Below are 25,952 nucleotides of genomic sequence, written 5' to 3' on the forward strand. Positions count from 1 at the left end.
GACCCGTCCGAGCAGCACTTCTGGAAGGTACGTCCGCGCACAAGGGAGCGAGTCGAAGATCATGCGCAGCACAACTCTTGGAAGGGCCGCCGGAGCCGCCGCGATCGCCGCTGCCATCGCGGTTTCCGGCTGCGGTGGTGGCAACGGAGGCAACAGTCCGAGCGCGGACTCGTCTGGCACGTCGACCGCCGGCGGCAGTGGCGGCGGCAGCGCGAGCGGCCCGACCGGCACGCTCGTCGTCGACCAGTCGTTCGTCGACAGAGGCGTCGACCCGCAGCGCCAGTTCACGCCGACGAACAACATGCTCGTGCACGCGATGTACGACACGCTCGTGACGTTCGAGCCGGGCAAGACCGACCCGGTCCCCGACGCCGCCGCGTCCTGGAGAGGGACCGACGACGCGAAGAGCTACACGTTCACGCTCAACCCCGACGTCGTCTTCTCCGACGGCACGCCGCTGACCTCCGCGGACGTCGTCTTCTCGCTCAACCGGCTCGTCAACGTGAAGGGCCCGGGCGCGTTCCTGCTGGAGGGCGTCACGGTCTCCGCGCCGGACGCCAGAACCGTCGTCGTCAGATCCGACAGACCGAACCCCGCGCTGCTGCGCATCCTCGCGACGCCGCCGACCTCGATCGTCAACTCGAGACTGCTGAAGGCCAACGGCGGCAGCGACGCGAGAGACGCCGACAAGAGCGACAGAGCCGAGGCGTTCCTGCAGAAGACCTCCGCCGGCTCCGGCCCGTACACGCTCGAGCAGGGCCAGCAGAACCAGCAGTACACGCTCGCGGCGAACCCCAGATACTGGGGCGAGGACTTCAGCGGCTTCCCGAAGGTCGTCGTGCGCAACATGCCCGCGCCGACGCAGCTGCTGAACGTGCAGCGCGGCGCGAACGAGATCGCGCTGGACCTGTCCGCGCAGCAGGCGCAGACGCTCGAGGGCAGAAGCGAGCTGCAGGTCAGAACCGACGCCTCGGTCAACGTCTTCGACGTCGAGGCGAACATGAACGAGTCGATCTCGCCGACCGGCGACGAGAACGTCCGCAGAGCGATCCGGCTCGCGCTCGACTACGAGGGGTACACGAGACTCTCGGGCGTCGGCGCCGCGCAGGCGCCGGGCGTGATCCCGTCGCAGTTCCTCGGCGCGCTGCCGCCGGAGGACGCCGTCAGACAGGACCTCGCCGCGGCCAGAGCGGAGCTGGCGAAGTCCGGCAGATCCGGCATCGAGGTCGAGCTGGCGTTCCCGTCCGACGCGACCCCCAACGGCGTCTCGTTCTCCTCGATCGCGCAGAAGGTCAAGTCCGACCTCGAGAAGATCGGCATCGACGTCGAGCTGAAGGGCACGCCGGCGGTCACGTTCCTGGCCGACTACGCGGCCGGCAGAAACCAGATGAGCGTGTCGTACTGGGGCCCGGACTACCCGGACCCCAACGACTACCTCGTCTACGCCCCGGGCGCGCCCGGCACCTCGCGCGCGGCCGACAACAGATACGTGCGCGCGATGAACCCGGAGCTGGCGGCGCTCGGCGCCAGAGCGGGCAGCACGCTCGACGACACCGAGCGTGGCACCCTGTTCCAGGAGTTCCAGCGAGGCCTCAACGAGGACTCGCCGTTCATGCCGCTGTTCCAGCCGGCGCAGGCGATCGTCGGCTCCACGACGCTCTCGAATGTCGTGCTCGACCCGACGTACACCCTCAACATCCCCGCAGTTGGCAGCAACTGACACAGCCGTCCCCGCGACGACGGTGCGAGCGCGACACACGTCGCGCTCGCACCGACCGTTGCTGCGCTTCCTCGGGCGCCGCCTCGGCGCGCTCGTGCTGCTGCTGATCGGGATCACGCTGATCTCGTTCGTGCTGACGCAGGCGGTCCCGGGCGACCCCGCGATCGCCAACCTCGGCCAGCACCCGACGCCGGAGTCGATCAGAGCCTTCAACGAGAAGTACGGGCTCGACGACCCGCTGCCGGTGCAGTATCTGACCTACCTCGGCAACCTCGTGCAGGGCGACCTCGGCGTCTCCCAGCAGACCCACCAGCCGGTCGCCGACGACCTCTCCGTCGCGATCCCCGCGACCGCCGAGCTGGCGATCTTCGCGATCGTCTTCTCGACGATCTTCGGCGTCGCGTTCGGCGTGCTGGCCGCGCTGCGGCGCGACACCGCGGTCGACCACGGCCTGCGCGTCTTCACGCTCGCAGGCATCTCCGTGCCGATGTTCTGGCTCGGCCTGCTCGGGCTCTACCTGTTCTTCTTCAAGTGGGGGATCCTGCCCGGCGGCGGGCGGCTTGACCCGACCACGACGCCGCCGACCGACATCACCGGGCTCAACACGGTCGACGCGTTGCTGGACGGCAACCTGTCGACCTTCTGGGACGCGTTGAAGCACCTGATCCTGCCGGGCCTCGTGCTCGTCACCTACAGCGTCTCGCTGATCTCGCGCTACACGCGCTCGGCCGTGCTGGAGGTGCTGCACGCCGACTACGTGCGCGCAGCGCGCGCGAAGGGCCTGCCCGAGCGGACGGTCGTGACGCGCTACATCCTGCGCGCCGCGCTGCCGTCGATCGTGACCGTGATGGGGCTCGTGTTCGCCAACGTGCTGGCCGGCGCGGTGCTGGTCGAGAACATCTTCAACTGGCCCGGGATCGGCCAGTACGCCTACAAGAGCGCGGTCAGCCTCGACCTGCCCGCGATCATGGGCGTGTCGATCTTCATCGCGCTCGTGTACGTGATCGTGAACCTCGTCGTCGACCTGCTCTACGCGGTGATCGACCCGCGGGTGCGGCTGTCATGACGACTTCCTCGCCCGCCGCCCTGCCGCCCTCGCGCCTGCGCCGCTTCAAGCGCGACCGCGCCGCCGCGCGCGCCGGGCGCTCGTGGTGGCGCCAGCCGACGATGCTGGTCGGCCTGACGATCGCCGGGATCTGGGTCTTCGTCGCGATCTTCGCGCCGCTGCTGGCGCCGCACGACCCGCTCGCGCAGGACTTCGCGATCACCGCCGCGCCGAGCGGCGCGCACCCGTTCGGGACCGACGAGCTGGGCCGCGACATCTTGAGCCGCGTGATCGTGGCGGCGCGCAACTCGCTGCCGCTGGCGGTCCTGCTGGTGCTGTGCGCCGGTTCGATCGGGACCGCGCTGGGCCTGATCGCCGGCTACGTCGGCGGCTGGGTCGACGGCGTCATCATGCGCCTCGCGGACCTCTTCTCCGCCTTCCCCGCGATCGTGCTGGCGATGGTCGTGACCGCGTCGCTGGGGCCGAGCACGCGCAACGCCGTGCTCGCGCTCGTGACCGTCACGTGGCCGATCTACGCGCGCGTCGTGCGCTCGCTCGTGCTGTCGATCGGGCAGTCGGAGTACGTGCAGGCGTTCCGCCTCCACGGCGCCTCCGCGCGCCGCGCGATGTGGAAGGAGATCCTGCCCAACGTCGTCGGTCCGATCACGGTGCTGGCGACGATCTACCTCGCCGACGCGCTGCTGCTGCTCGCCGGCCTCTCGTTCCTCGGCCTCGGCACGCAGCCGCCGACGCCCGAGTGGGGCTCGATGATCGCCGTCGGCACGCAGTACTTCCAGAACTGGTGGATGGCGACCTTCCCCGGCCTGGCGATCTTCACCGCCGCGCTCGCGTTCAACTTCATCGGCGACGGGCTGCGCGACGTGTTCGACCCGCAGTCGCAGGTCGGCGCGGGTGCGCGCGGCTCCGATCCGATCGAGGCCGTCGTGGTGGTCGAGTCGCCCGATCCCGTCGCCGCGCCGGGACGCGCGTCATGACGCCGCTGCTGGAGCTGGAGGGCCTGTCGATCAGGCTGCCGACGCCGGACGGGCTGCGGGCCGTCGTGCACGACGTCGACCTGAGCGTCGAGGCGGGGCAGATCTACGGCATCGCGGGCGAGTCCGGCAGCGGCAAGACGATGACGATGCTGTCGCTGCTGGGGCTGCTGCCGCGCGGCGGCGTCGCGTCGGGGCGCGCCACCTTCGACGGCCGCGACGTGCTGGCGGCCGGCAAGCAGGCGCGCCGCTCGCTGCGCGGCAAGGACCTGTCGATGGTCTTCCAGGATCCGATGACGTCGCTGCATCCGATGCTGACGGTCGGCCGGCAGCTGACCGAGCACGCGCGGCTGCACCTCGGGATCTCCAAGGCGGAGGCGTCGCGGCGCGCGGCCGCGATGCTGGAGGAGGTGCGGATCCCCGACGGCGAGGCCGCCCTGCGCGCCTACCCGCACGAGTTCTCCGGCGGCATGCGCCAGCGGATCGCGATCGCGATCGCGCTGATGTGCGAGCCGCAGGTGCTGATCGCGGACGAGCCGACGACCGCGCTCGACGTGACGGTGCAGGCGGGGATTCTGCAGCTGCTCGACCGCCTGCGGCGTGAGAGAGGGATGGCGGTCGTGCTGATCACGCACGACCTCGGCGTGATGTCGTCGATCGCCGAGCGCGTGTCGGTGATGTACGCCGGTCGCGTGATCGAGCACGGCGACGCCCGCGACGTGCTGCAGCGCCCGGGGCACCCGTACACGCGCGGCCTGCTCGGCGCGCTGCCGCAGCCGGGCGCCGGCGCCGGCAGCGAGCTGAGAGCGATCCCCGGCGTTCCCGCCTCGCCGCTGGACCCGCCGCCCGGCTGCGCCTTCCACCCCCGCTGCCCGCTGGCGATCGACGCGTGCCGCACGGCCGTGCCGCCGTTGATCGCCGGAGCGTCGGAGCCGCGGCATGCCGCGGCGTGCATCGTGACGATGGCCGACATCGCGCCGCGGGCTTCCACTGGTTCAGAGGTCACTCCATGACTGCCGTCGCAACCGCCCCGGCCCTCCAGGCGATCGACGTCGAGGTCGTCTACGAGCGGCGCGACCGCGATCCGGTGCGCGCGGTCGCAGGCGTGTCGCTGACGGTGCAGCGCGGCCAGATCGTCGGGCTCGTCGGCGAGTCCGGCTGCGGCAAGTCGACGCTCGCGAAGGCGATCGTCGGGCTGGAGAAGCCGCGCTCGGGACGGATCGTGTTCGAGGGTCGCGAGCTGTCGCCGCTGACGCGCCGCGCGCGGCCGATCGAGGACACGCGCCTGCAGATGGTCTTCCAGAACCCGTTCTCGTCGCTGAACCCGCGCCGCAAGATCGGCGCGCAGCTGGGCGAGGCGCTGCAGATGGCGTGGAGCGGCAGCAGAGCGGGCGGCAGCGGCTCGATCAGAGCGCGCGTCGCCGCGCTGCTGGAGCTGGTCGGCCTGCCGGCGTCCGCCGCCGGCCGCTACGCGCACCAGTTCAGCGGCGGCCAGCGCCAGCGGATCGCGATCGCCCGCGCGCTCGCCGCCGACCCGACGGTGATCGTGCTCGACGAGCCGCTGTCGTCGCTGGACGCCTCCGCCCAGGCGCAGATCGCCAACCTGCTCGTGCGCCTGAGCCGCGAACTGGAGCTCGCGCTGGTGCTGATCTCCCACGACCTCGCGATCGTCCAGCACATCGTCGACGAGGTCGCGGTGATGTACCTCGGCAAGCTGGTCGAGCAGGTCCCCTCCGGCGAGCTGTGGCAGCTCCCCGCCCACCCCTACACCGAGGCCCTGATCGGCGCGATCCCGAAGGCCGACGGCGAACGCCGCCTCCCCGTCGCCCTCGCCGGCGAGGTCCCCGACCCCAGCGCCCCACCGCCCGGCTGCCGCTTCCACCCCCGCTGCCCCTACGCCTTCGACACGTGCCGCGTCGAAGAACCCCAGCCGCTCGCGGTCGGCCGTGGCCGCTCGGTCGCCTGCTGGCTGCACGAGGGCGCGACGGAGCCGCGACGGCCGGGGGAGCTGGCGGCGGCCGCGAGAGCCGCGCCGCCGAGCGCGTAGCTCCGCGCGGCCGGGTCGCGCCGCGCAGCAGCCGAGGACCGAAGGACTCCTGCCCCATGGGGGCGGCGATCCTTCGGTGGTGGAATTCGGACGTGGCCCGACGGGCTCCCCGCGGCGGGCGCGGCTGGGGACGAGGGCCGCGCCCGCCGGTTGGTGCGGGGAGGGGGGTGGGGGAAGCGGGGGCGCGGCTACACGTCGGCGGCGAGCTCGCGCAGGGCCGCGAGGAGGGCGTCGACCTCGGCGGCGGTGTTGTAGTGGAAGATCCCGACGCGGACGGCCTTGCCGCCGATCAGCTCGCGCAGGCCGAGGCAGTAGAAGTGCTCGCTGGCGGTGACGTTGAAGCCGCGTCTGACGAGCTGCTCGGAGGTCTCGGCGGCGTCGTGGCCGTCGATCCGCAGCAGGAACGTGGGGACGCGGTCCTCGCTCGTCGGCGGGCCGATCAGGGTGACGCCCGCGGGCAGGCCGGCGAGGAAGCGCTCGCCGAGCGCGCGCGTGTGGGCGTGGCCGGCGCCCGGCGCGTCGACCGCTTCCCAGTAGGCGACCGCCGCCGTGAAGCCCGCGAGCTGCTCGTACGGCATCGTGCCCGTCTCGAAGCGGCGCCCGATCGGGTCGGCCGGCGCGGGGCGGACCTTGTACGGGCGCCAGGCCGCGAGCACCGAGCGGCGTCCGTACGCGAGCCCGAGGTGGGGGCCGCAGAACTTGTAGGGGGAGCAGACGAGCACGTCGGCGTCGATCGCGCGCACGTCGAGCGGCAGGTGCGCGGCGTAGTGGGTCGCGTCGATCCAGCTGAGCGCGCCGACCGCGTGCGCGAGCCGCGCGACGCGCGCGGCGTCGACCACGTTGCCGGCCGAGTTCGACGCGATCGAGAAGGCGACGACGCGGGTGCGCTCGCCGATCTGCGCGGCGAGGTCGTCGTAGTCGAGCGCGAACGTGCGCTCGTCGACCGCGACCGTCCGCACGACCGCGCCGGCGTCGTGCGCGGCCTCGATCCAGGGGGAGACGGAGGCGTCGTGGTCGGACCCCATCACGACGACCTCGTCGCCCTCGCGCAGCCCCGCGCGCGCGAACGCGCGCGAGAGCGTGAAGTTGAGCGACGTCATGTTCTGCCCGAACAGCGTCTCGTCGGGATCGCAGCCGAGGAAGCGGGCGGCGGCGTCGTGGGCGTCCTCGACGATGCCGGCGATCCGGCGGCTGGTCGGGAACGTGCCGCCGAGGTTGCCGGCGGCGTCGCGCAGCGCGTCGGTGACCGCGTTGCGGACCTCGTCCGGGACCTGGCTGCCGCCCGGCGTGTCGAAGAAGATCGCGGCCCCGCCGCGCAATGCCGCGAAGCGGGCGCGGACGGCGTCGACGTCGAAGCGCGTGTCGGTCGGGGCGGTGCTCATGCCGCGTCGCCCCCGCCGCGCGTGCTGCCGGCGTCGCCCGCATCGGCAGCGCCGTCGTCGGTCCTCGCGCCGGCTCCCGCGGCCACCGGTCCCGACGTGACCGCGTCGACCTCGACCTCGACGAGGCAGTCCTGCGGGATCAGCTCGGCGACGTGAAGCGTCGTGTTGGCGGGGTCGACGCCGCGGAACAGCTCCCCGTGCGCCTCGACAGCGCCGCGCCACTCGGTCCCCGCCAGCAGGTAGATGCGGGTGCGGATCACGTCCTCGCGGCGCGCGCCGAGCGCGGCGGCCGCGTCGAGCGCGCGCGCGAACGCCTCGCGGGTCTGCGCGGCGGCGTCGCCCGGGAACAGCGCGACCCCTCTGTCGTCCAGCGCAGCCGTACCGCTGACGGCGATCAGGTCGCCGATGCGCGCGGCGCGCGAGTACGACGCCAACGACTCGAACGGACTGCCGCTTCTGACCGTGTGCATGAGCCCACGATAGCGAAGCTATTCACTATCGTGGACGATTCGTGCAGTATTTAGCTGCGCCTCCGATGTCCCTCGTGCGAGAGTGAAGGACCCATGACCCCCAGCAGCCCAGCGCTCCTGATGTTCGCGGACACGACCCACACCGCCGAGATGCGCAACGAGGTCCCGCACTCCGTCCACGATCCGTTCCTCTACATCGAGCACGACGGCGAGCGCACGACCGTGCTGCGCTCGCTCGAGGTCGCGCGGATGTCCGAGCTGCCGCGCATGACGGCGCTCGCGCAGGAGCAGTTCGGGCTCGACGAGCTGGTCGCCTCCGGCCTCGACGGCGCGCAGGCGACGCTGGAGATCGCGCTGCGCGCCTGTCGCAGACTCGGGATCGAGCAGGCGATCGTGCCGCCCGCCTTCCCCGTCGCGCTGGCCGACCGCCTGCGCGCCGGCGGCGTCGAGCTGACCGTCGACGGCGACCTCTTCACGACGCGGCGCCGCGCCAAGAGCGCGCCGCAGCTGGCCGGCATCCGCCGCGCGCAGACGGCGGCCGAGGCGGCTGTCGCGTCGGTCGCCGCGGACCTGCACGCGGCGACCGTGGACGCCGACGGCGGCCTCGTGCTCGACGGCGCACCGTTGACCTGCGAGCGCCTGAAGGAGGGCGTCGCGCTCGCCTTCATCCGCAACGGCTGCGGCGGCGACGACGTGATCGTCGCGCACGGCTACCAGACCTGCGTCGGCCACCACTCGGGCTCCGGTCAGGTGCTGGAGGGCGAGCCGGTGACCGTCGACCTGTGCCCGCGCGACCCCGAATCGGGCTGTTACACCGACATCACGCGGACGTTCGTGAAGGGCGCCGTCAACGCCGAGCTGGCGCTCTACTGGCGGATCGTGAAGGAGTCGATCGACGCGGTCCTGGCGGCGATCAGACCGGGGCTGCCCGTGCGTGAGCTGCACCGCATCTCGTGCGAGCCGATCGCCGCCGCCGGCCAGCCGACGCGCCTGACGAAGAAGCCGGGCGAGGTCCTGGACGAGGGCTTCTTCCACTCGCTCGGCCACGGCGTCGGGCTGGAGATCCACGAGGCGCCGCACCTGGACCAGAACGACGACGTGCTCGTCGCCGGCGACGTGATCGCGGTCGAGCCGGGCTGCTACCGCCAGGGCTTCGGCGGCGTGCGGCTGGAGGATCTCGTGCTGGTGACCGAGAGCGGCAGCGAGCTGCTGACCGACTACCCCTACGAGCTGACCCCGCTGCCGCTGGTGCGCGGGGTGCAGGGCTGACGCGCGTGAGCGCCGCCACCGACGCGTTCGTCGCACGCGAGGCCGATCGCTTCGTCGAGGAGTGGCGCGCGATCTGCCGGATCCCCTCGGTCTCGGGCGCGGGGGAGCCGATCGCGGCCGCCGCGGACTGGATCGAGACGCGACTGACGCCGCTGTTCGACAGCGTGCGGCGGATCGAGATCCCCGGCCACGGCCCGCTGCTGGCGGCGACGCTGAACGGCAGTGGGGACGGGCGGCTGCTGCTCTACACGCACTACGACGTGCAGCCCGTGGGCGACGTCGACGCGTGGCGCTCGCCGCCGTTCGCCGCAGAGCTGCGCGACGGCGCCGTGTGGGCGCGCGGCGCCTGCGACGACAAGGCCGACGTGGTTGCGCGGCTGCACGCACTGGAGGCGTGGCTCGCGACGCGCGGCGGCGAGCGTCCGCCGTACACGGTGATCTACCTGTCCGATCCGGCGGAGGAGATCGGCAGCCCCGGCCTCGCCGCGGCGCTCGTCGAGCACGCCGCCGACCTGCGCGCTGACGCCTGCCTGTGGGAGTCGTTCCTGCGCGACGAGGACGGTTGCCCCGGGATCGGCTTCGGCTGCCGCGGCAACCTCGAGGTCAGACTCGACCTGCGGCTGCTGAAGGCCGACCAGCACACCGCCTTCGCCGCGATCGTCCGCTCGGCCCCGCTGGAGCTGATGCGCGCGGTCGCCTCGATGACCGACGGTCGCGGCCGCGTCACGATCGACGGCTTCCACGACGACGTGCTCGCCCCGACGCCCCAGCAGCTGGAGACCGCCGCCCAGATCCCGCTCCCGCGCGAGGCGGTGACGCTCGAAGGATCCGACGTGTCGCCGTTCTGGGCGGTGGACGGCGACGCTTCGCGCGACGCGGATGCGGCTGGATCCGCGAGCGGCGCCGCTGGCGCCGATGCGGTCGGTTCGCCGCCGTCGGCGCCGTCCGCCGCCGACGCCGAGCTGGCGCGGCGGCTCGTGTTCGAGCCCTCGCTGTCGGTCTCGCAGATGCTCGTCGGCGCGGACGGGGTCGGCTCGGTGCCCGCGCAGGCGAGCGTCACGCTGCGCTTCAGCCTCGTGCCCGACCAGGACCCGCAGCGCGTGTTCGAGGCCGTCGCGGCGCACCTCGGCGCGCACGGCTTCGCCGACGTGAGACTGACGAGCGGCCGGATGATCTTCCCGGCCGCCTCGCCGCTCGACACCCCGTTCGCGCGCGCGACCGTCGACGCCGCCCGCGACGTCTTCGGCGAGCCGGTCGTCTACCCGGTCCTGATCGGCGCCGGCCCCGGCCGGATCGTGCTCGACGCGCTCGGCGCCCCGGTCGTCTCGCCGGCCGGCACGCTGCGCCCGGACGGCAACATGCACGGCCCCGACGAGCACGGCGCCGTCGCCGACTACCTCGACCACGTCCGCTTCACCGCGCGCCTGTTCGAGCGGTTGGCGGAGAACGGGTTCTAGGCCAGCCCCACCGACGTCCGCCTCGCCGCTCCGGTCCGCCGCGGCCAGCCCTCTAGGCTTCGCTGCGCTTTCCAAACGCCGGGCGGCGCGACTTTGCCGGCGGTCGGAGTGTTGGAAGGTCGACCTAGCGACTCCGAGTGGGGACTACCGACATGAAGCGCACCGCATTGATCGCAGCGACCGTGACGGGCGTCATCGTCCTGTTGGTCACGGGGCTGCCGGCGCAGGCGGCTCGTCTGATCACGGGCAAGGACATCAAGGACGGATCGATCACGCGCAAGGACGTGCGCAGAGCCTCGCTGACGCTCGACCGGCTCTCGACGCCGACCCAGAGACTGATCCTCGAGCGAGGTCCTGCCGGCCCCGCGGGGCCGAAGGGCAACACCGGAGCGCGCGGGCTGACGGGCGCGCGGGGCTCGGTCGGCGCGACCGGCCCGAGAGGCGCCAGCGGCATCAGCGGCTACGCGGTCGTGACGGCCAACAAGCCGCCCGTCGTCATCGCGGCGCAGACGCTGGAGATCCCGTGCGCGGCCGGCAAGGTCGTGCTCGGCGGTGGCGGCGTGGTGGCCGGCGGCAGCGGCGGCGACGTGACGGGTGGCTTCCCGATGACCGGCAATACGGGCTGGACGGTCACCGCGACGGCCGACCCCACCGGCGGGCCGTGGCAGATCAACGGCTACGCGATCTGCGCGAACGTGACGACGCCGTAGGAGCGCCCGCGGCGGCGCGCCGACCCGCGAGGGAGGCGGCGCCCGCCGCCTCCCTCCGGCCTCAGGCCAGGTCGGCTGCGACCGCGGACTCGCGCGGCGCGACGGGCTCTTCGGAGCTGAACAGCAGCGCGTGCAGACCGGCGGCCAGCAGCGCTCCGACCAACGGCGCGACGATGAACAGCCACAGCTGCGACAGCGCCCAGTCGCCGACGAACAGCGCCGGGCCGATCGAGCGGGCCGGGTTGACCGACGTGTTGTCGACCGGGATCCCGACGAGGTGGATCAGCACCAGCACGAGGCCGATCGGGATGCCGGCGAAGGCGACGCTGGCGATCTTGTCGGTCGCCGCCAGCACGGTGAAGACGAGGAAGCCGGTCAGCACGACTTCGATCGCGAACGCCGAGCCCCACGGGTAGCCGCCGGGCGAGTGGGCGCCGTAGCCGTTGGCGCCGAAGCCCTCGGCGCCGGCGTCGTAGCCGCCGGCCTTGCCCTTCACGATCACGAGCAGGACCGCCGCGGCGACGATGCCGCCGACGATCTGCGCGATCCAGTACCGCACCGCCTCGGGCACGTCGATCTTCCCGCGTGCGAGCAGCCCGAGCGTGACAGCAGGATTGATGTGGCAACCCGAGATCGGGCCGACGGCATAGGCCATCGCCAGGAGCGAGAGGCCGAACGCGAACGCGACGCCGAGAAAACCGATTCTGTCGCCGGCGATCACCGCTGCGCCGACGCCGCCGAAGACCAGCACGAAGGTGCCGAGCGCCTCCGCGATTGCGCGCTTCAAAGCCACGGATCCGTCCTTCCGTATGAGTGAACCTGCCCTCGGTTGCGTTCGTCGCCGTGGTGCAGACTCCTGCGTGCGGAGCTATTCACTCTTCAATGCAGTCTCACGTCGCACTGCAACAAGACCTGTCCAATCCTCACCATGAGGGTCTGGACAGCGGGCGATAGGCCAGTTCTCATCTGACTCTCAGAATCGCCGTGCATGAGATCCCCACGCAGTCAGCGGCAACGACGCCGCGCGCTCGGCGTCGCGGCCGTACTCGCCGCCGGCGCCGGCGCCATCCTCGCTCCCACCGCGGGAGCAGTGAATTACGTCACCAGCGCAAACGGTGAGAGATGGGAGGTGAACGACGCGGCGATGCCGGGCCTGGACACCGGCTCGATCCGCAGCACGACCGGCTCCTCGCTGCTGGGCTACGGCGGCATCCGCGTCAGCGTCTCCGGCGCCGAGCGCGCGCGGATGGACGGCGAGCTGCTGCGCGGCTTCGGGCTGCGCTACGACGGGCTCGACAGATTCACCACCACGACGCCGGTCAACCTGTCCGGGATCGACATCGCGCGAGACGTCGACTTCGACCTCCCGGGCAACACCGCCCGCTTCGTCGACCGCTTCACCAACCGCACGTCGATGCCCGTCACCGTCGAGGTGACGTTCGGCGGGATCCTCGGCCAGAACAACGGCGAGAACCAGAGCGAGGTCGTCAACAGCGGCAGCGGCGACACGACGATCAGCTCCGCCGATTCATGGGTCGAGGTCGCGACGCCGACAGCGGCGGCGACCACGCCGACCTCCGGTCCGAGCCAGAACGGTCCGTCCGCGACCGTGCTCGGAACCGCCGGCACCGGCCTGCTCGGCTCGCTGCTGCGCCCCGCCAACTTCTTCCGCAACCCGTTCGCCAACCCGCTCGAGGTCGGCACGGGCATGGAGGCGAACTTCTTCGGCTTCCTGCGCCGCATGACGCTGCAGCCGGGCGACACGAGAGCGCTGGCGAACTTCGTCGTGATCGGCAGAAGAGAGACCGGCAGCGGCGCGCCCGCGGCCGGCACGGAGATCGAGGCGGTCCGCGTGGCTGCCGCCGCACTCGCGGCGAGCCCCGACTTCGACGACCTCTCGACCGGCCGCCTCTGCGAGCTGGCCAACTGGGACCTCGCCGGGATCGACCCCGCCCTGCCCGCGACCTGCGCCACGCGCCAGCTGCCGCAGCCGGAGGCGGCGAGACCGGCCAGAGAGCCCGTCACCTCCTCGCCCTACGACGTCAAGGGCAAGACGCTGACGCAGCTGCAGGCGGACATGGAGGCGAGCGTCACGACCTCCCAGGAGATCGTGCGCGCCTACCTCGACCGGATCGCCGCCTACGACACCGGCCAGCTCGGCCTGCACTCGTTCATCCACGTCGCCGACGACGCGATGGAGCAGGCGCGCGCCGCCGACGTCGCGCGCGCCAACGGCAGAACCGGCGCGCTGCTGGGGATCCCGGTCGCGGTCAAGGACCTCTACGACACGAAGGACATGCCGACGACGAACGGCTCGCTCGTGTTCGAGGGCTTCCGCCCGACCAAGGACGCCTTCCAGGTCGCGCGCCTGCGCGCCGCGGGCGCGGTCATCCTCGGCAAGGCCAACATGTCCGAGTTCGCCAACTCCGGCCGCCACAGCGAGTCGCCGTGGGGTCAGGTCTGGAACGCGATCAAGCCGTCCTCGACCGCGCAGGGCTCCTCCGGCGGCTCCGGGGTCGCGGTCGCGGCCAGCTTCGCGGCCTTCGCGATGGGCAGCCAGACGGGCGTCTCGCTGAACGCGCCTTCGGGCGCCAGCAGCCTCGTCGCGCTGCGCGGCACCGACGGCATGTCGAGCGTCACCGGCGCGATGCCGCTGACGTGGATGCAGGACTACGCGGGCCCGCTCGCGCGCTCGGTCACCGACCTGGCGACGATCCTCAACGTCACGACCGGCACCGACCCGCACGACGAGGCGACCGTCGACGCCGACAGATACCGCCCGGCCGACTGGACGAGCGTGCTCGACGCCGACGCGCTCAGAGGCAAGCGGATCGGCTACCTGCCCGACACGTTCGCGACGACCAGCTACGGCACGCCCGGCACGCTCGTCGTCTCCAACGCTGCGCTGCAGGAGATCAGAGCGATGGGCGCCGAGCTGGTCCCGATGCCGAGAGCGCCGGGCACGACGTCGAGCAGCGCCGGTGGCAACCTCGGCGCCGAAGGCTGGTACCGCTGGATCGCCGACCACCCGGAGTCGCCGTACAGAACCCCGGCGCAGATCCAGACCTCGCCGCTGAAGCTGCCGTACAACCGCAGCACGACGTACACCGGCGTGCCGATGTCGGCGGAGCAGGTCACCGCCGCCCGCGCCGCGCGCACCGGCTCGAAGGCGAGACTCGCGGCCTGGATGGACGCGGAGAACGTCGAGGCGGTCGTCTACCCGAACAACACGTCGGACTTCCACGACAACGACTCGGGCGCGCTCGGTGGCGCGTTCGCGACCGCGCCGGCGTCGAGCTTCGGGGCGCCCGAGGTGATCGTGCCGGTCGGGATCAACGACCACGGCTTCCCGGTCTCGCTGCAGATCCAGGGTCGCGCGTGGGACGACGCGAGAATCGTCGGCTTCGCCTACGCGATCGAGCAGCGGATGCACGGCCACGTCGAGCCGCCGAAGCTGCCGCCGCTCAGATACGTGCCGGGCAGCGAGCCGGTGCCGATCGTGATCGACAAGGCCGATCCGCCGGTGACCGAGCCCGAGAGCCCGGCCCCGCCGACCAACGGCGGCCCGCCGGCCGAGGGCGGCACGCCGCCGCTGCCGCCGGCGCCCGCGCCCGCGCCGCCGACGACGCCCGGGGTCAGAAAGCCGGTCGTCAAGAAGAGCGTCTCGCTGCGGACCAGTTCGACGGCGATCCGCAACGGCAGAGCGGTGACCGTGAGGGTGACGATCGTCGCGCCGAAGGCGCTCGCGGGCAAGACCGTCGCGATCCAGCGCAAGCTCGGCAGACGGATCGTGACGATCGCGCGCGTGAAGGTCGGCAAGAGCGGGCGGGTGGTCGCGACGCTGCGGCTGAAGCCGGCCGCCTCCTACCGGCTGCGCACGACGGTCGCCGCGACCGCGACGACGAAGCCGGCGACGAGCGCCTTCAAGCTCGTGAAGGTGCGCGCCGCGAAGCGCTGATCAGCCCAGAACGTGCCCCGGGGGGGCGGCACGCGCGGCGTGGGGGGAAGTCCTCGGGAGCTTCCTCCCACGCCGCCAGGTGCCGCCTCGTTCACGCTCGGGGCATGTCCTTCTCCGCACTCCGCGCCGCCCTGCTGCTCGGCTGCGCCGTGTCGCTCGCGGCGGCCGCGAGCGCATCGGCGGCCCAGCTCTCGCTGGAGGGCGGCGCGCTCGTCTACCGCGCCGCCCCCGGCGAGACCAACCGCGTGATCGTCAGCTCCGACGACCCCGGCGAACTGCGCTTCCTCGACGACGCGCCGATCGCCCTCCCCGCCGGCTCCTGCTACCGCGCCGACTGGGACGACGCGACCGTCGCGCGCTGCGCCTTCGGCGGTCCCGTCCGGATCGAGACCGGCGACGGCGCCGACAGGGTCTCGATCTTCGACGAGGTCCCAGCCGGGCAGCCGTTCAGCGCCGACGGCGGCCCCGGCGACGACACGCTCGAAGGCCCGCTCACCGGCGCGCCCGTCAGCTTCACGGGCGGCGACGGCAACGACACGCTGAAGGGCGGGACCGGCGACGACGTGCTCGACGGCGGCACGGGCGACGACACGCTCGAGGGCGGCTGGGGCCGCGACACGCTGCGCGGCGGCGACGGCGACGACGCGCTGCTGGGCGACGGCCTGAAGCCGTTCGCCGACACGATCGACGGCGGCGCCGGCAGCGACACGATCGTCAACGACTGGCTCAACGACCACGCCAACGCGCCGATCTCGGTCACGCTCGACGGGATCGCGAACGACGGGCTCGCGGGCGAGGGCGACAACGTCGTGGGCGTCGAGTCGATCCAGGTCAACCAGCCCGCGACGCTCGCGGCCGGCGCCGACGCGGTCGCGTTCAGAGTCTTCCAGACCGGTCCGGGCAGCTCGAAGCTGGTCGGCAGCGACCGCGCCGACACGCTGATCTCCTACGACGACGCGGACACGATCGACGGCCGTGGCGGCGACGACACGATCGAGGCGGGCTTCGGCGACGACACGATCGTGGGCGGTCCCGGCCGCGACACGATCAACGCCGACGCCGGCAGCGGCGCCTGCAACTTCCTCGTCTGCCGCACGGGCAGCGGCAACGACACGGTCGACGTGCGCGACGGCGAGGCCGACAGCGTCGTCTGCGGAGCGGGTCAGGACCGCGTGATCGCCGATGCGCTCGACACCGTCGCGGCGGACTGCGAGACGGTCGAGCGCCGCGGTGGCACGGTGCCGCCGCCGGACGACAGCTCCAGAGGATCCGGGCCCGCGCCGGGAAGACCGTCCACCTCCGCCAAGCGCTGCGTCGTGCCGCGCGTGAAGGCGGGCGCGAGTGCGGCGGCGGCGAAGAAGGCGCTGGCGAAGAAGGGCTGCAAGGCGGCGACGCGCGGAGTCCGCTCGGCGAAGGTCCGCAGAGGCCGCGTCGTGAAGCTGTCGGCGAAGGCTGGCAAGCGGCTCGCCTACCGCAAGACCGTCACGGTGTACGTGTCGCGCGGGCGGCGTTGAGCGCACACGACGACGAGCGCGGGGCCTCGCGCTCGTGGTGCCGTAGTGGGTGAGAGCTGCCGTCAGGCGGCGCGCTGGAGCGATGCGGCGCTGGTCGGCGCCGCGATCGGTACGTGCGCCGTGACCTCGCGGTCGAGCGCGCGCAGCCTCTGCTCGACGCGCGTCAACTCGCGGTCGAAGTCCGTCATGCCGTGGAGAAGCGGCGCGGGGACCTCGTCGCGACGTGCGTCGGCGAGCCTGTGCATTGCCGCGAGCGCGCGGCGAATACGTGCCGCGCGATGTGCGAGACGCTGACGTTCCAGCTCGATCCCGAGCGAGTGCGTCGGCGCCGTCGGCGGAGCGGTGAGTCTTGCCATGCGCGCATCATCGGCATCCGCGGCACGGAGGTAAAGCCCTTAGTCACCATTCCTACGCGTTTGTAACCGCCAAATGGAAAATCGAAGTTCTGGCGTGCCAGCAAAAACGTTGGATCAGGGGGCGATACGCCCGCCCGGCGTACCGAGCGGGCGTCGATTCGCCGCCGCGTAGAGCGGCGAGGCGCTCAGTCGCCGACGACCGCTTCGTCGATCGAGCCGACGTAGACGACGAAGCCCTTCGTGTAGCCGCGCCGCTCGTACAGGCGGGCCGCCTCGGCGTTCGTCGCGGCGGTCGTGATCTCGAGGTCGCCGACGCCGCGCTCGCGCAGCTCCGCCTCGACCGCGTCGAGCAGCTCCGAGCCGATCCCGCTGCCGCGCAGGTCGGGCAGCACCGACAGCGACTGCAGCGTCGCCATCGTGTCGCCGGTGCACCACGCCGCGTAGCCGGGGCCGACGGTGACGAACGCATACCCGATCGGGCCGCCGGCGTCCTCCGCGACCAGCACGAACGCGTTGGGGTCGGTCAGCCAGCGCTCGTACTTCGCGCGGCGGTTCTGCCACGAGGCGGCCGACCCGCGCGCGAGCGCGTTGCCGAGCAGCGGCGTGATCGCCGCATAGTGCTCCTGCAGCGCTCCCCACAGCGGCTCGAGCTCGCCGAGCTCGGCGATCGGCAGGGTGCGGATGGTGTGCTGCGAGTCTCGTATGCTCATTTTGGTTCGTCCTCGGGGAGGCCTTGCCCGGTCGAGTCGACGTTCACCGCCGTACCCGCGCGGACCCTGCATGACGTTGTACCCGGTCGCGGCGCCGAACGCCAGCGGTTCGAGCGCGTCAGTCGTCGAAGGCGAGCCGGCCGAACTTGCCGCGGTAGTACGCCAGCGGCGCGCCGGGGCGGGCGGTCGCCTCGTGCACCTCGGCGAAGAAGACGACGTGGGTCGCCGCCTCGACCTGCTGCGTGACTCTGCAGACGAGCTGCGCGAGCGCGTCGACCAGCAGCGGCTGGTCGTGGTCCCCGACCGTCACCGCGACGCCGTCGAACTTGTCGTCGCCCTTGCCGGCGAAGCGGCGCGCCAGCGCGTCGTGACCCTCGCCGAGGATGTTGACCGCGAACGCGCCCGAGCGCAGCAGCGCCTGGCCGGTCGCCGACGCTCTGTTCATCGCGACCAACAGCATCGGCGGGTCCAGCGACAGCGAGCTGACGGCGCTGGCGGTCGTGCCGTACAGCTTCCCGTCGAGGCTCGTCGTGATGATCGTGACGCCGCTGGCGAAGTGGCCGATCACGTCGCGGAAGGCCTGCGGGGCGAGCGGTTGGAGGCGGTTGTCTGGGTGGTGTTCGGCGGCCATGTGAGCTCCGTTCTGGACCCATTCTGTCGTGTTCGCGCACGGATTGGTCGTATGACGGGCATCCGATACGCTGAGATCGATGGCTGGACTCGCTGATCTCTCCACCACGGGCGTCGAATCTCTCCGCGTCGGACGTGTCGCGGCGCCGCTGCGCGAGCAGGTCGTCGACGTGCTGCGCGAGGCGATCCTCGACTTCAGGCTGCGGCCCGGGCAGCGGCTGATCGAGCGCGAGCTGATCGAGCAGATCGGCGTCTCGCGCACGACCATCCGCGAGGTGCTGCGCCAGCTCGCCGCCGAGGGGCTCGTCACGACGATTCCGCAGAAGGGCGCGATCGTCGTCGTGCCCTCGCCCGAGGAGGCGGCCGAGCTGTACGACGTGCGGCTCGTGCTGGAGGCGGCGGCGGTCACACGCTTCGTCAGAAACGCGACGCCGGAGCAGCTGCGCGCGCTGCGCGCGGCGGTCGACGAGATGGAGCGCGTCGCGGGCGAGGGCTCCGACGACGTGCGCGGCGTGCTGCGTGCCAACGACGAGTTCTACGAGGTGCTGCTGCAGGGCGCGGGCAACAGAGCGTTCCACGCGCTGCTGGCCGGCGTGCAGGCGCGCGTGCGCGTGCTGCGCGCCTCGTCGCTGTCGCAGCCGGGGCGCCCGGCCGCGGCCGTCGGGGAACTGCGCGTCGTCGTCGACGCGATCGAGGCGGGCGACGGCGAGCGCGCGGCGCAGCTGACCGCGGAGCATCTCGAGCACGCCGAGCGCGCCGGGCTGCAGGCGATCACCGCGGCCGGCCGTGCCGGCGACGCGTAGTCTTCCGCCGCGATGAGCTCAAACCAGCGTCTGATCGTGATCGTCGGCCTCGTCGTCGTCTGCGCGCTCGGCTTCGTCGTGCTGAAGGCCACCGACGAGTCGTCGACCGGCGACCTCCCGCCCGAGCCGACGGTCGCCGCCACGACCCCGGCCCCCGACGCCGGAGTCGACTCCGGCCCCGCGTCCGGCTCCAACGACGGCACCGACCCGACCGCGACGACCGGCGCCGAGAGATCGGCGGAAAGACCCGCGACCCCCGCCGTCGCGCAGATCGTCGTGAGAGGCCTGGAGCCCGTCGGCGGCGTCAAGAAGCTCGTCTTCCGCAAGGGCGACACGATCCGCTTCACGGTCGTCTCCGACGAGCCGGAGGAAGTCCACTTCCACGGTTACGACGTCGCCAGGGACGTCGCGCCGGGCAGACCGGCCGCCTTCGCCGTCCCGGCGAACATCGAGGGCATCTTCGAGGCCGAGCTGGAGCACTCCGGCACCCAGATCGCCTCGATCACCGTCGAGCCGTAGCGGGCTTCTCCGTCCTCCGCGATGAACGCGGCGCGCTAGAACGCTCTCGCGACGGTGCGCGAGACGGTGAAGCCGTGGCCGTTGGCGCCGTTGCGGCAGGTCATCCCGCTTCTGCGGCTGGAGCAGGTGAAGCTGCCGACGCTGCGGGATCTGCCGTAGGGGAGCACGGCGCCTCTGGGGTTGAGCGTCGTGTCGCCGGCGCAGACGAAGGCGCCCCGTCCTCTGCGCCCGACGGCCATGCCGTTGCCCCAGTCGAGCCGGCAGCTGGTCGGCTTGGCGGGCGCCTTCCACGTGTGTCTGGCGACGTCGCAGCGGGCGAAGCCGTTGTCGATCGCACAGCCGATGTTGTGCGAGGGCGCGCTGAACATCACGAGTCTGGCCTGCGCCGACGCCGTGCCGAGGGCAAGCAGCAGCAGCGCGGCCAGTGCGGCGGCCAGCACGCCGCGGGCACGAGCGGAGATGGGTATCGGGGCGGCGGACGCGCGGCGGGCGCGGACGAGCGGGCTCATGGTGCGCGAGCTTACCCCTGCGCTCCGACGGTGAAGCGCAGCGGCAGCGACGCGAGGCCGTGGACGCCCTGGACACCTTCGTGGACCGGCCTCGCGCTCCAGCACGACGTAGCCGAGCGGCGTCGAGGCGAGCCACCCTCTGCCGCGCAGCGCGTCGATCGGGGCGGACGGGCCGGCGCGGGGGGCGAGCCCGGTCGCGGGCGACCTACCAGCGCCAGCGATCGGCCGCCGCGAGCGGCTCGCGCAGCAGCGCGGTCAGCTCCAGCGCGGCGGCGCGGGCGCCGGCCCGGATGCGGGCGTCGATCGAGGCGCCGGCGTCCGCATCCGCGTGGGTTCTCCAGCCGCCCGCGACCGCCCGCGACGCGGCCGGCACGGCGCCGAGCCCGTCCGCGTTGACGAACAGCGGGAAGTCCTGCGGCGAGCCGCCCTGCGGGCCGAGGCCCGGCACGAGCAGGAAGGCGTGCGGCATCAGCGCGCGCAGCACGCGCGCGTCGTCGGGGTACGTCAGGCCGGCGACGGCGCCGACGCTCGCGTACCCGTGAGCGCCGCGACGCGGCTCGCCCAGTTCCGCGACCAGCTTCGCGACCTGCTCGAAGACGCGGCCGTCCGGTGTCTCCAACCCCTGCACGCGCGCGGAGCCCGGGTTCGACGTGCGCACGAGCACGAAGACGCCCTTGCCGTACGCGTCGGCGGCGTCGAGCATCGGCGTCAGCGACTCCGGCCCCAGGTAGGGGCTGAGCGTGACGGCGTCGGAGTCGTGCACGGCCAGCTCGCGGTCGCCGATCCGCAGGCGCCCGAGCGCGGCGGTCGCGTACGCCGCCATCGTCGAGCCGATGTCGCCGCGCTTGGCGTCCTCGATCACCAGCAGGCCGGCGTCGCGCGCGTGCCGGTCGACCTCCTCCAGCGCGTGCATCCCGGCGGCGCCGAACGCCTCGAAGAAGGCCGACTGCGGCTTGACCGCGGGCGCCACGTCGGCGATCCCGTCGATCACCGCGCGACAGAAGCGGACCGCCGCGGCGGCGGCACCGGTGAGGTCGTCGACGCCGTCGAGCAGCTCGGGCGGCAGCTGACCCGGCTCGGGGTCCAGCCCGACGACGAGCAGGCTCTGCGTCTGCTCGATGCGGCCGATCAGGCGGTCGGCGAAATGGTCAGCGCTCATCGCCGGGCGAGTCTAGATGAGCCAACCTTCGCTCGATACGCTGGGCCGCATGGACCAGCTGTTGAAGCTCACCGCCGACGCGGGCGTCGAGGTGTCGGCGGCGGAGACGGCGCTCGACGACGAGATGCCGCAGGCGGCGCGCGACGCGCTCGACCGCGCCGACGACATCCTCGCGCAGCTGCGCGAGCAGTGGCCGTCGATGACGCCGATCGAGCGCCGCATGATCGGCGAGCTGGCGAGAACCGTGCGCGCCCGGCGCGACGCCGTCGCCGCGCGCGTGCCGGTCCGCAGAGTCGTCACCGACGCGGTCGCCGAAGTCGATCCGGAGCAGGACGAGGACCCGGAGGAGGAGTAGGCCGCGGTCCCGCGGCGGAGCGGGGGGGTGCGCGTCACGTCTTCGCCAGGCCTCTGATCGACGCCTCCAAGGCCTCCATCAGGTCCGGTGACGCTCTCTCGCTGCGCTGGTCGCGTCTGGGCGCGGCGATCGTCTCGCCCTTCGCCTTGCGCTCGATCGCTCTTCTGAGCCGCGCGCGGTGGCGGTCGCTCCAGTGCGCGGGGTCGAACTCGCCGCTCATCGACTCGATCAATCTGACGGCCTCTCGCAGCGCTCTCGGCTTTGGTCTGTGCGCTCTGCCGCTCGGCGCGCCGGCGCCGCTGGCGGGGCGCAGCTCGTCGTGGAAGCGCATCGTCGAGAGCGACAGCAGCGGGCCGTCGGGCCGGATCGCGGCCAGGTACAGCTTCGAGCGCAGCACGAAGCGCCCGATCGCGACCTTCTCGCGGTCGCGCATCACGCCGTGCAGCAGCATGTACGCGCGCACGGTCCCCTCGCTGCCGCTGGCGGGCACGAGCACGTACGGATGGTCGAGGTAGGCGGGGTCGAGCTGGTCGAGGTCGGCGAACTGCTCGACGTCGATCGTGCGCGTGCGCCGCGGCGCGGCGGCGGCCAGCTCGTCGTCGGTCAGGACGACCTCTCTGCCGTCGTCCAGCTCGTAGCCGTGCGCGACGTCGTCCCACTCGACCTCGACGTCCTCCTTGGTGCAGTAGCGATGGACCTCGATCGGCGACGACGTTCTCTCGTTCAGCTGCGTGAAGTGCAGCTGCCGGTCGCGCACCGCGCTGCGCAGCTCGACCGGCACGTTGACGAGCCCGAACGAGAGCGATCCGGTCCAGAGCGGGCGCGGCATCAGCCTCTTCTCCCGGCTCTGGCTCTGCCGCGTCTGGCCGATCTCCCTCGCGCTTTGGCGCGTCTCGCCGATCTCGCTCTCGTCCCGGCTCTCGCGCCGGCGCCGGCTCTCGCCGCTCTGGCGCGCGCGGGTGCGTGCCCACCGCGCGCGCGTCTGGTCGCCCCGCCCGCCCTGTGCGGCCCACGCGTGCGTCTTCTGCGTCTGGCGGCCTCGGCCAGCGTCGCCTCCAGGGCGGCGGAGAGGTCGTCGGGGGCCTCGGACGGCCGCTCGTCCGGCGGCTCGATCGCCTCGCCGTGCGCCTTGCGCTCGATCAGCTGCAGCAGCGCGGCGCGGTGGTCGTCGTCGTAGTCGCTCGCGTCGAACGGCTCCGACAGCTGCTCGACCAGCGCGGCCGCCATCTCGCGCTCTCGCGCCGACGGCGCTCTGACGTCGGGCAGCGGGTCGAACGCGTCGGGCTCGACGACCTCGTCGGCGAAGCGCATCGTCGAGAGCCCCAGCACGCCGTCGCCGAGCGCCCGCAGCGCCACGAGCTGCTCGCGCGTGCGCAGCACGATGCGGCCGATCCCGACGCGGTCGCTCTCCGCGAGCGCGTCGTGCAGCAGGCGGTAGCCGTCCTCGGAGCCGTCGCGCGGGCCGAGGAAGTACGGCTTGTCGTAGTAGACCGGGTCGACCTCGCCGGCCGCGACGAACTGCTCGACCTCGACGAGCTTCGCGTGCTCGCCGTCGACCCCGCGCAGCTCGTCGTCGCTCAGCACGACGTACTCGCCGTCGCCGACCTCGAACCCTCTGACGATCCGCTCGTACGGGACGACTCTGCCCGTGCCGGGGTCGACGCGACGGTGCTCCAGCCGCGCGCCGTCCTTCGCGTGGACCTCGTGGAAGCGGACCGCGCGGTCCTCGACGGCGCCGAACAGCTTCACCGGCACGCGCAGCTCGCCGACGCCGATGCAGCCGTTCCAGATCGAGCGGGGCATTCCCAGGGCGGTACCCGTCCGCCGGACTGGCCATGCACCGCGAGAAGGAGCCGCCAGGCGAGGTCCCGTCAAGCGTACGCCGAGCCGCCAGGCGAGGCTTACGTCTACGCCGGCATGAAGATCGCCAGTTGACGCGAGTGCGCCAGCAGCGTGCCGTCGCCGAGGAACAGCAGGCCGTCCTCCTCGACGAGGCCGTCCTGCGCGGCCGAGCTGCGGTACCAGCCGAGCACCGCCTGGTCGGGCAGACCGGCGGGCGGGATGTCGGCGCGGAAGTGGATCGTCAGGTCGATCGTCGGCGCGACCGCCGGGCGGTCGAGCGGCTCGAAGCCGGGCGGCCACCAGACGTCGGCGCAGAGTGCGACGTAGGCGGCGTCGACCGCGTGCGGCTGCGGCAGCGTGATCCAGCCACCCGCCTGCGCGGGCTCCCCGTGCTCCGGCTGGCGCCCGCTGAACGGCGCGCCGCCGAAGCGCGGCGCGAGCTGGACGCGATGCGAGATCGCGGGCGCTGCCTCGTGCACCTGCAGCCAGTGCGCGCTGTCGTCGCGGCGCCACTCGTGCGCCGGGATGCGCGGCGCCTCGCGCGGCGGCGCGGGCGCGACGACCGGCGGGTCCGGCAGCCACGTGCCGGCGGCGGGCAGCGCCGGCACCGCCAGCGCGGCGAGCGCGCTCAGCACCTCGCGCCCGTCCTGTATCGCGCTGACGCGCACGTTGGAGATCCGCCGGCCGGTGCGCACCAGTTCGACCGTCAGCTCCAGCGGGCCGGCGCCGGCTGGACGCAGGTAGTGGATCGTCAGCGAGCGCAGCCGCCGCTCCCCGAGCGGGTCGGCGTGAGCGAGGATCGCGCGCACGACGATCGCGGCGAGATAGCCGCCGTTGGCGGCGGTCGGCGCCGCCCAGCCGAGGTCGACGTCGGCGGCGAAGCGACCGTCGCAGAGCGGCCGCAGGGCGGTCGCGTCGTCGAAGGAGCGGGCTGGGGTGAAGCTGCTCACGGCTGGAAAGCTAGCAACTAGGATGGCCGTCCTAGTCGACCTGCGGGAGATGCGATGAGCGAGACCCTGATCACCACCGAGCGGCACGACCACGTCTTCCTGATCGGGCTGAACCGGCCGCAGAAGCGCAACGCCTTCACGCTGGAGATGCTGCGTCAGCTGGCGCTCGCGTGCGGCGAGCTGGAAGCCGACGACGACCTCTGGGCGGGCGTCCTGTTCGCGCACGGCGACCACTTCACCGCCGGCCTGGACCTTGGCGACGTCGCCCCGGAGATCCAGGCCAACGGGACGTTGTCGGTGCCCGAGGGCGGCCGCCAGCCGTGGCGACTGGACGGGGTGCCGTACACGACGCCGATCGTGACGGCCGTGCAGGGGTGGTGCATCACGCTCGGGATCGAGCTGCTGCTCGCCTCCGACGTGCGCGTCGCGGCCTCCGACACGCGCTTCACGCAGCTGGAGGTCCAGCGCGGGATCTATCCGTTCGGCGGCGCGACGATCCGCATGCCGCGCGAGGCGGGCTGGGGCAACGCGATGCGCTGGCTGCTGACCGGCGACGAGTTCGACGCGGCCGAGGCCTACCGGATCGGTCTCGTGCAGGAGGTCGTCGAGCCGGGTCGCCAGGTCGAGCGGGCGGTCGAGTTGGCGCAGCGGATCGCGAACGTCGCCGCGCCGCTGGGCGTGCGCGCGACGCTCGCCTCCGCGCAGGCGGCGATCCCGTTCGCCGAGCGCGAGGCGGCCAACGGCCTGCAGCCGGACGTGATCCCGCTGATGCAGAGCGCCGACGGCGCCGAGGGGCTCGCCTCCTTCGTCGAGCGTCGTCCGGCGCGGTTCACCGGGCGATAGCGCGGGTAATCGGCCGGCATGGAGCCGACGATCGGTCAGACGCAGGCGGCGAGCTGGGGCGCGCTCGCCGGGCGCGAGCCCGGCGGAGCGGCGGCGGTCACCGCGATCGCAGCCGCGGCCGCATCGCGCGGCGCGAGCTAGGATCGCCCTCATGGTCGGCATCGCGAACCATGCGCTGGCCGCCGGCGACGGCGGCGCGGACGGCGAGACGGTCTCGCTGGCGATCGTCGGACCGGAGCTGCACGCGCGCGTGCTGGCGCTGGCGCCGCACCCGTTCCAGCGCGCCTGGTCCGGCGTGCCGGCCGACACGCTCGGCCCGGCGGAGCGGGATCCGCACCAGTGGCCGGTCGCGATCCTCCTCGACGGCGAGCCGGTCGGCTTCCTGGTGCTGCACGGCGGCGTCAGCGCGGGGCGCTTCGTGCGGCCGCGCGGGGAGCTGCTGATCCGCGCCTTCTTCGTCGACGCGGCCCACCAGCGCGGTGGCATCGGCCGCCGCGCGCTGGCGCTGCTGCCGGCGTTCGCGAGCGGGCTGGAGCCGTCGCTGTCGCGGCTCGTGCTGACGGTCAACGACACCAACGAGGTCGCCCAGCGCGCCTACACGCGCGCCGGCTTCCTCGACACCGGCGAGCGCTACCAGCGCCCCGGCGGGGGACCGCAGCTGGTGCTCGAGCTGCCGGTGTAGCGGCGCGCTCGCACCGGGCGCGCCGCCGGT

The 25,952-nt window shown here is 72.8% G+C and carries 27 protein-coding genes; 16 read left to right on the forward strand and 11 right to left on the reverse strand.

Annotation, left to right across the window (positions count from 1 at the left end; all coding sequences use genetic code 11):
• Positions 1-61 precede the first annotated feature (61 nt).
• Genes Q7L65_RS15195 through Q7L65_RS15215 form a run of 5 tightly spaced genes read left to right on the forward strand, consistent with a single transcriptional unit; the run spans position 62 to position 5,804 of the window.
• A complete protein-coding gene (locus Q7L65_RS15195; protein ID WP_304722322.1) occupies positions 62-1,720 on the forward strand; it encodes an ABC transporter substrate-binding protein in 1,659 nt (552 codons plus the stop codon).
• 22 nt (positions 1,721-1,742) lie between these two features.
• Complete coding sequence (locus tag Q7L65_RS15200) at positions 1,743-2,786, forward strand: ABC transporter permease (RefSeq protein WP_370552577.1); 1,044 nt, start codon at positions 1,743-1,745, stop codon at positions 2,784-2,786.
• Positions 2,783-3,760 carry an ABC transporter permease gene (locus tag Q7L65_RS15205; protein WP_304722324.1) on the forward strand — a complete coding sequence of 326 codons (978 nt, stop codon included), beginning with the start codon at positions 2,783-2,785 and terminating at the stop codon, positions 3,758-3,760. Before Q7L65_RS15200 ends, Q7L65_RS15205 begins: the two co-directional genes overlap by 4 nt.
• Positions 3,757-4,770, forward strand: coding sequence for an ABC transporter ATP-binding protein (locus Q7L65_RS15210; RefSeq protein WP_304722325.1), 1,014 nt, complete (start codon positions 3,757-3,759; stop codon positions 4,768-4,770). The genes Q7L65_RS15205 and Q7L65_RS15210 overlap by 4 nt, the downstream gene beginning before the upstream one ends.
• Positions 4,767-5,804 carry an ABC transporter ATP-binding protein gene (locus Q7L65_RS15215; RefSeq protein WP_304722326.1) on the forward strand — a complete coding sequence of 346 codons (1,038 nt, stop codon included), beginning with the start codon at positions 4,767-4,769 and terminating at the stop codon, positions 5,802-5,804. The genes Q7L65_RS15210 and Q7L65_RS15215 overlap by 4 nt, the downstream gene beginning before the upstream one ends.
• A 188-nt stretch (positions 5,805-5,992) precedes the next feature.
• Here Q7L65_RS15215 and Q7L65_RS15220 read toward each other — a convergent pair whose 3' ends face one another.
• On the reverse strand, positions 5,993-7,186 hold the full coding sequence (locus Q7L65_RS15220) for an aminotransferase class V-fold PLP-dependent enzyme (RefSeq protein ID WP_304722328.1): 1,194 nt from the start codon (positions 7,184-7,186) through the stop codon (positions 5,993-5,995).
• Positions 7,183-7,656 (reverse strand): Rid family hydrolase, encoded by a 474-nt coding sequence (locus tag Q7L65_RS15225; protein ID WP_304722329.1) that lies wholly within the window; start codon positions 7,654-7,656, stop codon positions 7,183-7,185. The genes Q7L65_RS15220 and Q7L65_RS15225 overlap by 4 nt, the downstream gene beginning before the upstream one ends.
• A 93-nt stretch (positions 7,657-7,749) precedes the next feature.
• Between Q7L65_RS15225 and Q7L65_RS15230 the strand changes: the two genes are divergently transcribed.
• The 3 genes from Q7L65_RS15230 to Q7L65_RS15240 all read left to right on the forward strand — a co-directional run bounded on the left by Q7L65_RS15230 (position 7,750) and on the right by Q7L65_RS15240 (position 11,092).
• Entirely contained in the window at positions 7,750-8,925 is a 1,176-nt protein-coding gene (locus tag Q7L65_RS15230) for a Xaa-Pro peptidase family protein (RefSeq protein ID WP_304722330.1), read from the forward strand.
• 5 nt (positions 8,926-8,930) lie between these two features.
• Positions 8,931-10,382: a M20/M25/M40 family metallo-hydrolase gene (locus tag Q7L65_RS15235; RefSeq protein ID WP_304722331.1), complete on the forward strand. Its 1,452-nt coding sequence runs from the start codon at positions 8,931-8,933 to the stop codon at positions 10,380-10,382.
• Between the two features lie 152 nt (positions 10,383-10,534).
• Positions 10,535-11,092: a hypothetical protein gene (locus Q7L65_RS15240; protein ID WP_304722332.1), complete on the forward strand. Its 558-nt coding sequence runs from the start codon at positions 10,535-10,537 to the stop codon at positions 11,090-11,092.
• Between the two features lie 61 nt (positions 11,093-11,153).
• Here the strand turns inward: Q7L65_RS15240 and aqpZ are convergent, their stop codons facing one another.
• Positions 11,154-11,885, reverse strand: a complete 732-nt coding sequence (gene aqpZ / locus Q7L65_RS15245; RefSeq protein WP_304722333.1) for an aquaporin Z — start codon at positions 11,883-11,885, stop codon at positions 11,154-11,156.
• 195 nt (positions 11,886-12,080) lie between these two features.
• On the opposite strand from aqpZ, the gene Q7L65_RS15250 reads away from it, so the two are divergent.
• Entirely contained in the window at positions 12,081-15,050 is a 2,970-nt protein-coding gene (locus tag Q7L65_RS15250) for an amidase (protein ID WP_304722334.1), read from the forward strand.
• A 104-nt stretch (positions 15,051-15,154) separates the two neighbouring features.
• Complete coding sequence (locus Q7L65_RS15255) at positions 15,155-16,564, forward strand: PASTA domain-containing protein (protein WP_304722335.1); 1,410 nt, start codon at positions 15,155-15,157, stop codon at positions 16,562-16,564.
• Between the two features lie 62 nt (positions 16,565-16,626).
• Here Q7L65_RS15255 and Q7L65_RS15260 read toward each other — a convergent pair whose 3' ends face one another.
• The 3 genes from Q7L65_RS15260 to Q7L65_RS15270 all read right to left on the reverse strand — a co-directional run bounded on the left by Q7L65_RS15260 (position 16,627) and on the right by Q7L65_RS15270 (position 18,261).
• On the reverse strand, positions 16,627-16,920 hold the full coding sequence (locus Q7L65_RS15260; protein ID WP_304722336.1) for a hypothetical protein: 294 nt from the start codon (positions 16,918-16,920) through the stop codon (positions 16,627-16,629).
• 185 nt (positions 16,921-17,105) lie between these two features.
• Complete coding sequence (locus Q7L65_RS15265) at positions 17,106-17,630, reverse strand: GNAT family N-acetyltransferase (RefSeq protein ID WP_304722337.1); 525 nt, start codon at positions 17,628-17,630, stop codon at positions 17,106-17,108.
• A 118-nt stretch (positions 17,631-17,748) separates the two neighbouring features.
• On the reverse strand, positions 17,749-18,261 hold the full coding sequence (locus Q7L65_RS15270; protein ID WP_304722338.1) for a flavin reductase family protein: 513 nt from the start codon (positions 18,259-18,261) through the stop codon (positions 17,749-17,751).
• Between the two features lie 79 nt (positions 18,262-18,340).
• On the opposite strand from Q7L65_RS15270, the gene Q7L65_RS15275 reads away from it, so the two are divergent.
• Positions 18,341-19,063, forward strand: coding sequence for a GntR family transcriptional regulator (locus Q7L65_RS15275; RefSeq protein WP_304722339.1), 723 nt, complete (start codon positions 18,341-18,343; stop codon positions 19,061-19,063).
• 12 nt (positions 19,064-19,075) lie between these two features.
• The gene (locus tag Q7L65_RS15280) at positions 19,076-19,582 is read left to right on the forward strand and encodes a hypothetical protein (protein ID WP_304722340.1); all 507 of its coding nucleotides are present in this window, start codon (positions 19,076-19,078) and stop codon (positions 19,580-19,582) included.
• A gap of 35 nt (positions 19,583-19,617) precedes the next feature.
• Here the strand turns inward: Q7L65_RS15280 and Q7L65_RS15285 are convergent, their stop codons facing one another.
• The gene (locus Q7L65_RS15285) at positions 19,618-20,091 is read right to left on the reverse strand and encodes a DUF6636 domain-containing protein (protein WP_304722342.1); all 474 of its coding nucleotides are present in this window, start codon (positions 20,089-20,091) and stop codon (positions 19,618-19,620) included.
• A gap of 205 nt (positions 20,092-20,296) precedes the next feature.
• Positions 20,297-21,250 (reverse strand): orotidine-5'-phosphate decarboxylase, encoded by a 954-nt coding sequence (pyrF, locus tag Q7L65_RS15290; protein ID WP_304722343.1) that lies wholly within the window; start codon positions 21,248-21,250, stop codon positions 20,297-20,299.
• A 49-nt stretch (positions 21,251-21,299) separates the two neighbouring features.
• Here pyrF and Q7L65_RS15295 point away from each other — a divergent pair, with 49 nt between their 5' ends.
• On the forward strand, positions 21,300-21,605 hold the full coding sequence (locus Q7L65_RS15295) for a hypothetical protein (protein WP_304722345.1): 306 nt from the start codon (positions 21,300-21,302) through the stop codon (positions 21,603-21,605).
• 34 nt (positions 21,606-21,639) lie between these two features.
• Here Q7L65_RS15295 and Q7L65_RS15300 read toward each other — a convergent pair whose 3' ends face one another.
• The 3 genes from Q7L65_RS15300 to Q7L65_RS15310 all read right to left on the reverse strand — a co-directional run bounded on the left by Q7L65_RS15300 (position 21,640) and on the right by Q7L65_RS15310 (position 24,397).
• Positions 21,640-22,434: a Ku protein gene (locus Q7L65_RS15300; protein WP_304722346.1), complete on the reverse strand. Its 795-nt coding sequence runs from the start codon at positions 22,432-22,434 to the stop codon at positions 21,640-21,642.
• Positions 22,434-23,408 carry a Ku protein gene (locus Q7L65_RS15305; protein ID WP_304722347.1) on the reverse strand — a complete coding sequence of 325 codons (975 nt, stop codon included), beginning with the start codon at positions 23,406-23,408 and terminating at the stop codon, positions 22,434-22,436. Before Q7L65_RS15305 ends, Q7L65_RS15300 begins: the two co-directional genes overlap by 1 nt.
• A gap of 104 nt (positions 23,409-23,512) precedes the next feature.
• Complete coding sequence (locus tag Q7L65_RS15310) at positions 23,513-24,397, reverse strand: acyl-CoA thioesterase II (RefSeq protein WP_304722348.1); 885 nt, start codon at positions 24,395-24,397, stop codon at positions 23,513-23,515.
• Between the two features lie 54 nt (positions 24,398-24,451).
• Between Q7L65_RS15310 and Q7L65_RS15315 the strand changes: the two genes are divergently transcribed.
• The 3 genes from Q7L65_RS15315 to Q7L65_RS15325 are packed head-to-tail and all read left to right on the forward strand — an operon-like array spanning position 24,452 to position 25,922.
• Positions 24,452-25,240 carry a crotonase/enoyl-CoA hydratase family protein gene (locus Q7L65_RS15315; RefSeq protein ID WP_304722349.1) on the forward strand — a complete coding sequence of 263 codons (789 nt, stop codon included), beginning with the start codon at positions 24,452-24,454 and terminating at the stop codon, positions 25,238-25,240.
• Positions 25,241-25,258: 18 nt separating this feature from the next.
• A complete protein-coding gene (locus tag Q7L65_RS15320) occupies positions 25,259-25,381 on the forward strand; it encodes a hypothetical protein (RefSeq protein WP_304722350.1) in 123 nt (40 codons plus the stop codon).
• Positions 25,382-25,391: 10 nt separating this feature from the next.
• A complete protein-coding gene (locus tag Q7L65_RS15325) occupies positions 25,392-25,922 on the forward strand; it encodes a GNAT family N-acetyltransferase (RefSeq protein WP_304722351.1) in 531 nt (176 codons plus the stop codon).
• The last annotated feature ends 30 nt before the right edge of the window (positions 25,923-25,952 follow it).

Source organism: Conexibacter sp. CPCC 206217, assembly GCF_030646165.1.
Lineage (GTDB): Bacteria > Actinomycetota > Thermoleophilia > Solirubrobacterales > Solirubrobacteraceae > Conexibacter.